The sequence below is a fragment of the Nocardia sp. XZ_19_231 genome (assembly GCF_015355705.1).
Lineage (GTDB): Bacteria > Actinomycetota > Actinomycetes > Mycobacteriales > Mycobacteriaceae > Nocardia > Nocardia salmonicida.
This window is the reverse complement of sequence record NZ_JACUZI010000010.1, coordinates 181815-190955: the sequence shown is the minus strand read 5'-3', so window position 1 is coordinate 190955 and position 9141 is coordinate 181815. Positions and strand designations below refer to the sequence as shown.

The window sequence follows — 9141 nt, the reverse complement described above, 5'->3', positions numbered from 1 at the left end:
CGACGTTCTCCGCTGCTTCACGCCAGATGTTGCAGCGCAGGAACAGAGCCTCGCCGTCTTTCCATTCGTTCGAATTGCGATCGAACACACGGGGAGTCGACGCGACGGTGAAATTTGCCACCGCTGCGCCTGCGGGCGTGAAACGAAGCTCCGGGTCTGCCGTCAAGTTTCCGATGACGGTAATGACCGTGTCGCCTGCCATGGGGTTCCTCCTGCTCGGGGTGCAGTCCGCAATCTCGGGATTTGCGCTCGAGCCTAAAGCTAGGCTCTGACATCAAATTCGAGAAGGGTGCGGACTACTTGTCGTTGCGCAGAACCTTGGTGCGCAGCACCGTCTCGTTCAGGCCCAGCTGGCGGTCGAGTTCGCTCACGGTGGCCGGGGTCGCGGTCAGGTTGACGATCGCGTAAATGCCTTCGGCCTGCTTGGCGATTTCGTAGGCGAGCCGGCGGCGGCCCCAGATGTCGACCTTGTCGACGTTGCCGCCCTCGGTCTTGACGACCGTGAGCAGGGTATCCAGGGACTGCCCGACGATGCGCTCGTCCAGGCTCGGGTCGAGGATGACCATTACTTCATATTGACGCACGGACCAATCACCTCCTGTGGACTAGGAAACGGCCATGGACTCTCCATGGCAGGAGGGTTCGTTGCGTCAGCAACCCGCCAAGGCTACATGAGCGGGTGGTGACCAGCGAAATCGATGCCTGCCGCGGGTGTACCCCGGTGATCGAGGCGTCGCCGCATAATGTGGTCGCCATGACCACAGTCGGCCCGCGTCAGCGCGCAGCACGGCGCGGCGCGACGTGGGCCGCGGCCTTGAGCATCGTGGTGATGCTGCTGTGTGGGCTCACCCTCGCGCTGGCCTATGCCAACAAAGCCCGCTGTGCGGGCGGCGCGATCGATGAATCCGGTCGCAGTCTGGTATTCGAGGAGCGCAAGGATTCGGATGTCTGCTATTCCGATATCCAATTCCTGTGGCTCGGCCGCGATATCGACAATCACGTCTTCCCGTACGTCGACGGCGCGATCACCGACGACGGTGCGCTGACCGGCGGCGCGGTCGAATACCCGGTGCTCAGCGGCGTGCTGATGTGGGCGGGTGCCATCGGGGTGGACAACGACGCCGACTTCCTGTGGCATTCGGCGCTGTTGCTCGCGCCGTTCGCCCTGCTCACGGCCTGGATGCTGGCCAGAATCGCAGGCCCGGCGGCGCTGCTGTGGGCCATCGGCCCGCCGCTGGTGTTCTACGCCTTCCACAACTGGGAACTGCCGGTGGTGTGCACGGCGGTGGCGGCGGTCTACGTGATGACGATGCTGACCGGGCTGTCCGTGCGCACCCGCGGAATCATCGCCGCGGTGCTGCTCGCGCTGGGTTTCTGTCTCAAGCTCTACCCGGGAATCTTCGTGCTCCCGCTCGCGGTGTACGTGCTTACCGAGGGCGCCCCGCGCGATCGACGCCGGATCAGCGAGCTCGATGTGGCCGGGGCCGCGCAGACGCTGCTGGCCGCGATGGGCACGGTCGTGGCGGTGAACCTGCCGTTCGTGTTGGCGGGGGTGGAGGGCTGGCGCGCCTCGATCACCTTCCAGCAGTTGCGCCAGGCCGACATCACCACCAACTCGATCTGGTACTGGGGTCACCAGGTCCTCTTCGGCCGCGCGGCGGAGACGACGCAGACCTGGCACGACGCCGTGGCGATCGCCTCGCCCGCCTTGATCTTCGTCGGGTTCGCGCTGGCCATGTGGCTGGGCTGGCGGCGCTGGACTCCCAGTTCGGCGTACCCGTGGGTGGGCGTGAGCGCGGCGATGCTGGCCGCCTTCATGCTTTTCCACAAGGTGCATTCACCCCAGTACACCCTGTGGATAATTCCGTTCCTGGTGTTGCTCGAGGTGCCGTGGTCGCTGGTCGCGGCCTATCTGGTGGCCGACGCGGCGGTGGGCGTGGGGGTGTTCCGGTACTTCGCCGCGCTGGGTGAGGGCGAGAGCGTGGAACTGATGGAAGGGATCGTCCAGTTCGGCGTGTGGTTGCGCACCGCCCTGTTGATCACCCTGTTCTTCCTCTTTCTGCGGGCGAGGTTGCGTGGCAGGCATCTCGAACCGAGCACGGCGCCGGGCCGTCAACTGCAACCCGCGTGAACGACAACGGCGGCGAATCCCGGAAGGGACTCGCCGCCGCTGTGACTGTTCGGCCGTGGATCAGGCGACCGGAGTGGATTCCTTGGCGTCCTCCACAGCGTCGGGCTCGGACTTGCGGTTGCGCAAGATGCTGGAGATGAGCGCCGCGCCGATGAACGCCACGCCGACCAGACCCGTGATGAGCTCGTTGACGTGCACGCCGATCGAGACCAGCAGGATCGCCGCCAGCGCGCCGATCGCCCAGTGCGCGCCGTGCTCGAGGTACACGTAGTCCGACAGCGTGCCCTGGCGAACCAGGTACACCGTGATCGACCGGACGAACATCGCACCGATCAGGCCGAGGCCGAGCGCGATGATGATCGGGTCGGAGGTGATGGCGAACGCGCCGATGACGCCGTCGAAGGAGAACGACGCGTCGAGCACTTCCAGGTACAGGAACAGGAAGAACGCGGCCTTACCGGTCGCCTTCACCAGCGTGGAAGGGCCACCGGATGCTCCCTCCTCGAATTCCTCGACGTGGAACATCGAACCGAGTCCGTCGACCAGGATGTAGATGATCATGCCGAGCAGACCGGCGACCAGCACGGTCGAGCGATCGTCGGCGTCGGCGAGGAACTCCGCGACCAGCACCAGACCGGTACCGGCAACGACCACCGAGAGCATGTCGAGCTTGCCCGCCTTGGCCAGCGGCTTCTCGAGCCAGCTGAGCCAGGTGATCTCACGATCCTCGAAGATGAAGTTCAGGAACAGCAGCGCCAGGAACATGCCACCGAACGCCGCGATCTGCGGGTGCGCGTCGGTGAGCAGGGTCTCGTAGCTCGGGCTGCCGTCAGGGAAGGTGGCGGCGTCGTTGTCCGGCGGATTGAGTGCCAGGTCGAAGGCTTCGACCGGGTTCAGTCCGGCGGTGACCCACACGATGGCCAGCGGGAACACCAGTCGCATACCGAACACGGCGATCAGTACGCCGATGGTCAGGAAGATCTTCTGCCAGAATTCGCTCATCCGTTCCAGGACGGTGGCGTTGATGACAGCGTTGTCGAATGACAGCGACACCTCGAGAATGCCGAGGATCGCGCACAGTGCGAGTGCGGTCAGGCCACCGTAGAGGTAAGCCACGACCAGTGAGACCACCGTGAGGGCGATGGACAGGCCGAAGATGCGCGTTATCACGCGGAGGGACCTTTCTGTTTCGCACGAACAGGGGGCCCGATGTGCCGAGCCCCCTGTTCGCGATGATGACTAGACGTTGACGCCGTAGTCGCGAGCGATGCCGGACAGGCCGGAGGCGTAGCCCTGACCGACGGCGCGGAACTTCCATTCGGCACCGTTGCGGTACAGCTCGCCGAAGACCATAGCGGTCTCGGTCGAGGCGTCCTCTGACAGGTCGTAGCGGGCGAGTTCGGTGCCGTTGGCCTTGTTGACCACGCGGATGTAGGCGTTGCGTACCTGACCGAACGACTGCGAGCGAGTCTCGGCATCGTAGATCGATACCGGGAAGAAGATGCTCTCGATGGTCGGCGGGGTGTTGGCGAGGTCGACGTCGATGACCTCGTCGTCGCCTTCGCCCTCACCCGTGGTGTTGTCGCCCTTGTGCTCGATGGCGCCCTCGGGGGACTTCAGGTTGTTGAAGAAGACGAAGTGCTTGTCGGAGACGACCTTCTTGTCGGCGCCGGTCGCGATGGCGCTCGCGTCGAGGTCGAAGTCAGTGCCGGTGGTAGTGCGCACGTCCCAGCCGAGGCCGACCGAGACCGCGGTCAAGCCCGGAGCCTCTTTGCTCAGCGAAACGTTGCCGCCCTTGGACAGACTGACACCCATGCGGGAATCCCTTCGGTTAGTCCGGTGTGTCGTTTCCCAGCATGTCCGAATCGCCGGGTACCGCTACGACAGTAATAGGTTTCGCGGATCTTGCGTAGGAACCGTCTGCAGCCCAGGTTAACGGGGTGAATCTCCTACCATCGACGGCAGTGAGCGGGCGGGCCGCATGCGTGGTTCGGAAAGGGGATGTGCCGGTGACACCTCGCAGACGCGGATGGTTCAGATCGGGGCCGGATCATGAGTGGATCAGCGGGGCGCGGGCCGCGACGTCGGCCGCCTTTCTGGATATGGATCGCAGGCAGTCGGCAGCGGAGGCGGGAGCGGTGGCCAGTGAGCAGGTCTTCCCCGAGCGCCGGATCGCCGCTGTCTGGGAGCCGGTGCGGGCGCGGTGCTACGCCGCGGCGGGTGCGTACCTGAGCTACACCGACGAGCTCGACGCCGCCGAGGCCGCAGGCACCGCTGTGCTCGATGGTCCGGGCCGGGCCGACGCGTTGGTCAGGCAGCTGAACGACGCCGCCCGCGGGGTCGACGAGTTCTACAACGCGAACCGCGCCGGTCTTACCGAGGCGGCGACCGTGCGGGGATCGGTGCCACAGCTGCTGACGCACGTGCGTGCCGAAGCCGAGCGGGTGCTGGCCGCCGCGGCGTCGTCCGGATTCACGAAATACCCCTCGATCTCCTCGGGTGTAAGGAGGCTGAATGAGGCTCTGCTCACAGCCTCTTCGGCCGATCCCAGCACGGCGGTCGCGGGCGCGCGCGAGGCAGCGGCACAGGTGGAGCAGGCAACCGCGGAATTGTCGAATGCGTTGGCGCAGGCACCTTCTCGCGCTTCGGCCGCCGCGAACGCGATCTCCTCGGTGACCACCCGGCTGGCCGCGGTCGGTAATCGCGCCGGTGCGCTCGGGCCCGCCTACTCCGCGCTGTTGCGTGAGTTCAGTGCTGCGAGTTCGGCGGACTTGACCAACAATGAGCGGGAAAGCCGTCGTGGCATGGATGCCGCCGACGAGGCGCTGGTCGGCGCGCGCGTCGCGGCAGCAGATCGTGATCCGGAGACCGCCCTTGATTTGACCGCCACCGCACGCGCGCACCTCGCCGAGGCCGAACAGTTGGTCGACGCCGTCACCCGGCGCCTCGAATTGTTACGTGAGGTACGTACCGACCCCGAAGCTCAGGCCCGCACCGTACGATTCCGGCTGCGGGACGCGCAGATGCTCGCGGTCGACCGAGGACTGGTCGCCGAGTGGGGCTCGGTTCTCGATGCACAAGCAGAACGCCTCGACCGCATCACTGCTGGACTTACTGGTCGCCATCCAGACTATTGGGCGTATGTTACCGAGCTGGGTACCGTCGCAGAGTTCATCGCAGGCGTGGTCGAGCGAATCAGAAAACACGCATCCGAAAAGTAGAAATGACAATGGGTCGACAGATGAGGTGGGGGGAATGACCGCGGGCTACGCCATCGCACGGGAAGTTTGCTTGCGTAAGCAGGTACCGCTGCGCCATTTCCAGCAGTTGCAGGGTCCCCGCAGACGGGAGTTGTTCCTGGTCGAACCGGAGCCGATTCAGGGCCCCGACGACCGGGAGTTATTGGCAACAGCGCTCGGCGCGACCCTCTACGTGCCCGCGACCCGCCCCGATCTCGCCGCGACGATCCGCCGACGTGCCGCGCGCGGGGTGTGCTCGATGGTGATCGACCTCGAAGACGCCGTCGCCGATCACGAGGTGGAGGCCGCCAAACAGCACGCGGTGGACACCCTCGACCTGCTCGCCCGTAGCGAAGACGCCAATCCGATGCTGTTCATCCGGGTGCGTGACGCAGCCTCGGTCGGCGAGCTGGTCGCCGCGCTCGGGCCGGGCGCCGACGTGCTCACCGGATTCGTCTTCCCGAAGTTCGACGCTGTCAGCGGCCCCGCCTACCTGGCCGCGCTCGACGACGCCAACCGCAGCCTCGGCCGCCCGGTCTACGCGATGCCGGTGCTCGAGTCGGCGAACCTGGTGCACCGCCAGACCCGCGACGAGCAGCTCGCGCGCATCGCCGAACTGCTCGCCGGACACCGCGAGCAACTGCTGGCCGTGCGGATCGGCGCCACCGACATGTGCTCGACCTTCGGCATCCGTCGCGACCGCGACCTCACGATCTACGACGTGCGAGTGGTCGCCGACGTGATCGCCGACATCGTCAACTACCTCGGGCGCGTCGACGGCACCGGTTTCATCATCACCGGACCGGTGTGGGAGTACTTCGCCGACCACGAGCGGATGTTCCGGCCGCAGCTGCGCAGTGCGCCCTTCGAGGAATCCGACGCGGTGAAGTTCCGCCAGTACCTGGTGAGCCGCGACCTCGACGGCCTGCTGCGCGAGATCACCCTCGACCGCGCCAACGGTATCCAGGGCAAAACGGTGATCCACCCCTCGCACGTGGCCGTGGTGCACGCGCTGTCGGTGGTGACCCACGAGGAGTACGCCGACGCGCTGGACATCATGGAGGCCGATGTCGGTGGCGTCGCGGCCTCGGAATACCGCAACAAGATGAACGAGATGCGCCCCCACCGCAGTTGGGCCCGCCAGACGATGGTTCGGGCCCGTGCGTTCGGGGTGGCGAACAAGGGAGTGTCTTTCGTGGATCTGCTGACAGCGATGATCGCCGAATGAGTGCGTTCGAAACACCATGGGCAACAGTGAATCTCGGCATCGAGCTGCATCACGGCGAGTCCTTCGCCGCGAGCTCGGCCGAGGAGGACTTGCCGGGTGAGACGTCTGCCGAAGGTGTGCCGGCTGACGGCGGGTTCGTCGCATTGTCCGCTGAAAGCGTGCTGACAGGCGCACTTTCGATCGAAGCGCTGGTGCAGCCGGGTCTGCGCCGCAATCCGCGCCGGGCGCATCTGCTGGTGTCCACCGTGCTCGGCAAGCACCTGCCGACCGACCCGCGCGTGGTGATCGGCGCGGGCAATCGGCTGGGCGATCTCGTGCGCGAGGTGCTCGGCGATCGCGAAGCCGTGGTGCTCGGATTCGCCGAGACGGCAACAGGTTTGGGTCACTGCGTAGCCGCGCGGATCGATGCGGGTTGCTACCTGCACTCCACCCGCAGGCACGAGTCGAGAGCTACCACCCTCACCGGGTTCGAAGAGGGCCATTCGCACGCTACGTCGCACCTGCTCCAGCCCGCGCCCGCCGCCATCTTCGCCAACGATCTCCCGCTGGTGCTGGTCGACGACGAGATCTCCACCGGCGACACCGCCATCGACGCGGTGCGCGCGCTGCACGCTTTCGCTCCCCGCTCGCACTACGTGCTCGCCTCGCTGGTCGACCTGCGCACACCGGCCGATCGGGCCAAATTCGAAGCCGCCGCAGCCGAACTCGGTGCGCGCATCGACACGGTCTGCCTGGCATCCGGTCGCGCCGAGCTGCCTTCCGGGCTGATCGACACCGTCACCGCCTTGCCCGATCCGCAGTTGAATCCGGTTGCCGACCGACCTGGTTCGTACGGCCGCATCGAATTGACCTGGCCTGCCGATGTTCCCGAGGGCGGCAGACACGGGATCCTGCGCTCGGATGCCGCCGCGTTCGACATCGCGTTGAAATCCATCGCCGACGAGGTGAACACCCGCCTCGACGCCGAGTTCGTCGGCCGCCCCGTCATCGTCATCGGCCACGAAGAACTCATGTACCTGCCCCTGCGCCTGGCCGCTGAACTGGCCGACGCGGGCACCCCCACCCGCTTCCAAACCACAACCCGCTCACCGGCATACGTCCTCGACGAACCCGGCTATCCCCTCCGCCGGGGCTTCCGCTTCACCGCACCGGAACCGGACCCCACCGCCCACCGCTACGTGTACAACGCGCAGTGGCCCGGCGCCGACCCCGTCCTCCTTGTCGTCATCGATCCCCCCGCCGACACCCCGGAGTTGGTCGCCCCCGGCGGCCTGGTCGACGCTCTCACGGCATCAGGCGCTGACGTCCTGATCGCTGTGCTCCCCGGCGCGGATCCCCGTGCGCTGCACGCGGGCCGGACCGCTGATCCGGTGGCCGTGACAGCGGGACACGGCGCACTCCCTGTTGCCCTGCACGGCCCGGAGTTCGGTTCCTATGCGCCCGAAGATGTTTCGTGGCTGCTGAAAGATCTTTCGGACGCGGATCTGGAAGCCGATGTGACCGAACGCGAGCAACGCATCCAGGCCGGCGTGGCCCATTACGCCGAGTCCTTGCCGGTGGAGTTCCAGCCCGATGCCGAATACCGCGAGCTCTTCGACCGCGTGCTGGCCGACAGCGCCGAGCGGTTGGCGCTGGCCGTCGCGACCGTGGCCGAACTCGTTGTCGCCGAACGCGGTGAGAACATCGTCCTGGTCTCCTTGGCCAGGGCGGGCACTCCCGTCGGCGTGCTCATGCGACGGTGGCTCGTCAGCGGTATCGGCCGCGAGCCACTGACCGTCCCGCACTACGCGGTCTCGATCGTGCGCGACCGCGGCATCGACGCGGTGGCGCTGGACTATCTCGCCCGCCACCACGATCCGTCCTCGATCGTCTTCGTCGACGGCTGGACCGGCAAGGGCGCCATCACCCACGAGCTCACCGCCGCTCTCGACGCGTATCACGCTGCCGGTGGCGCCCGGTTCGACGACGAGCTCGTCGTCTTGGCCGATCCCGCAAACTGTGTGCGCACCTACGGCACCCGCGACGACTTCCTCATCGCCTCCGCCTGCCTGAATTCGACAGTGTCAGGGCTGGTTTCCCGCACGGTCCTCAACAACACCCTGATCGGCCCCGGCGAGTTCCACGGTGCCAAGTTCTACCGCGATCTGATCGACGCCGATGTCTCGAATCAGCTGATCGACACCGTCACAGCGGCTTTCGACGTGATCCGCGACAAGGTGCCGGCCGGCGTCGCCGCGATTCGGGATTCCGACCGCACTCCCGACTGGTCCGGTTGGGCCTCGGTGGAGAAGGTCCGCGCCGAATACGGCATCAGCACAGTCAATTACGTGAAGCCCGGCGTCGGCGAGACCACCCGCGTGCTGTTGCGCCGGGTACCGTGGCGAGTGCTGGTCCGCGAGGCAGACGCGCCGGAGCACGCCCACATCCGCCTGCTCGCCGCGGCGCGCAATGTCCCGGTGGAAGTGGTCCCCGACCTGGCCTATTCCTGTATGGGCCTGATCAAGGAGCTAGCCCGGTGACCGCCGAGTCCCTCTTCGCGACCG

General features: G+C 66.4%; 8 protein-coding genes. 4 read left to right on the top strand and 4 right to left on the bottom strand.

Going from position 1 to position 9141, the window contains the following annotated elements:
• Together ssb and rpsF are read right to left on the bottom strand one after the other, a co-directional pair.
• A partial coding sequence (ssb, locus tag IBJ82_RS30980) for a single-stranded DNA-binding protein (RefSeq protein WP_194829518.1) occupies positions 1-202 on the bottom strand: 202 nt, incomplete at its 3' end.
• A gap of 94 nt (positions 203-296) precedes the next feature.
• Positions 297-584 carry a 30S ribosomal protein S6 gene (gene rpsF, locus IBJ82_RS30975; RefSeq protein ID WP_056823926.1) on the bottom strand — a complete coding sequence of 96 codons (288 nt, stop codon included), beginning with the start codon at positions 582-584 and terminating at the stop codon, positions 297-299.
• 170 nt (positions 585-754) lie between these two features.
• Here rpsF and IBJ82_RS30970 point away from each other — a divergent pair, with 170 nt between their 5' ends.
• Positions 755-2131 carry a glycosyltransferase family 87 protein gene (locus tag IBJ82_RS30970; RefSeq protein ID WP_194829517.1) on the top strand — a complete coding sequence of 459 codons (1377 nt, stop codon included), beginning with the start codon at positions 755-757 and terminating at the stop codon, positions 2129-2131.
• A 60-nt stretch (positions 2132-2191) separates the two neighbouring features.
• Here the strand turns inward: IBJ82_RS30970 and IBJ82_RS30965 are convergent, their stop codons facing one another.
• Positions 2192-3301, bottom strand: coding sequence for a DUF475 domain-containing protein (locus tag IBJ82_RS30965; RefSeq protein ID WP_194829516.1), 1110 nt, complete (start codon positions 3299-3301; stop codon positions 2192-2194).
• Between the two features lie 69 nt (positions 3302-3370).
• Entirely contained in the window at positions 3371-3946 is a 576-nt protein-coding gene (locus IBJ82_RS30960; protein WP_062990541.1) for a TerD family protein, read from the bottom strand.
• 323 nt (positions 3947-4269) lie between these two features.
• On the opposite strand from IBJ82_RS30960, the gene IBJ82_RS30955 reads away from it, so the two are divergent.
• The 3 genes from IBJ82_RS30955 to IBJ82_RS30945 are packed head-to-tail and all read left to right on the top strand — an operon-like array spanning position 4270 to position 9117.
• Positions 4270-5352, top strand: coding sequence for a hypothetical protein (locus IBJ82_RS30955; protein ID WP_370585556.1), 1083 nt, complete (start codon positions 4270-4272; stop codon positions 5350-5352).
• 34 nt (positions 5353-5386) lie between these two features.
• Positions 5387-6598 carry an HpcH/HpaI aldolase/citrate lyase family protein gene (locus IBJ82_RS30950; RefSeq protein WP_194829514.1) on the top strand — a complete coding sequence of 404 codons (1212 nt, stop codon included), beginning with the start codon at positions 5387-5389 and terminating at the stop codon, positions 6596-6598.
• On the top strand, positions 6595-9117 hold the full coding sequence (locus IBJ82_RS30945; RefSeq protein WP_194829513.1) for a phosphoribosyltransferase: 2523 nt from the start codon (positions 6595-6597) through the stop codon (positions 9115-9117). Before IBJ82_RS30950 ends, IBJ82_RS30945 begins: the two co-directional genes overlap by 4 nt.
• Positions 9118-9141 lie beyond the last annotated feature (24 nt).

What these genes read in the sequence shown, in the direction of transcription:
- IBJ82_RS30970 (WP_194829517.1), top strand. Translation starts at nt 755, where the DNA reads ATGACCACAGTCGGCCCGCGTCAGCGCGCAGCACGGCGCGGCGCGACG.
- IBJ82_RS30960 (WP_062990541.1), bottom strand. Translation starts at nt 3,946, where the DNA reads ATGGGTGTCAGTCTGTCCAAGGGCGGCAACGTTTCGCTGAGCAAAGAG.
- IBJ82_RS30950 (WP_194829514.1), top strand. Translation starts at nt 5,387, where the DNA reads ATGACCGCGGGCTACGCCATCGCACGGGAAGTTTGCTTGCGTAAGCAG.
- IBJ82_RS30945 (WP_194829513.1), top strand. Translation starts at nt 6,595, where the DNA reads ATGAGTGCGTTCGAAACACCATGGGCAACAGTGAATCTCGGCATCGAG.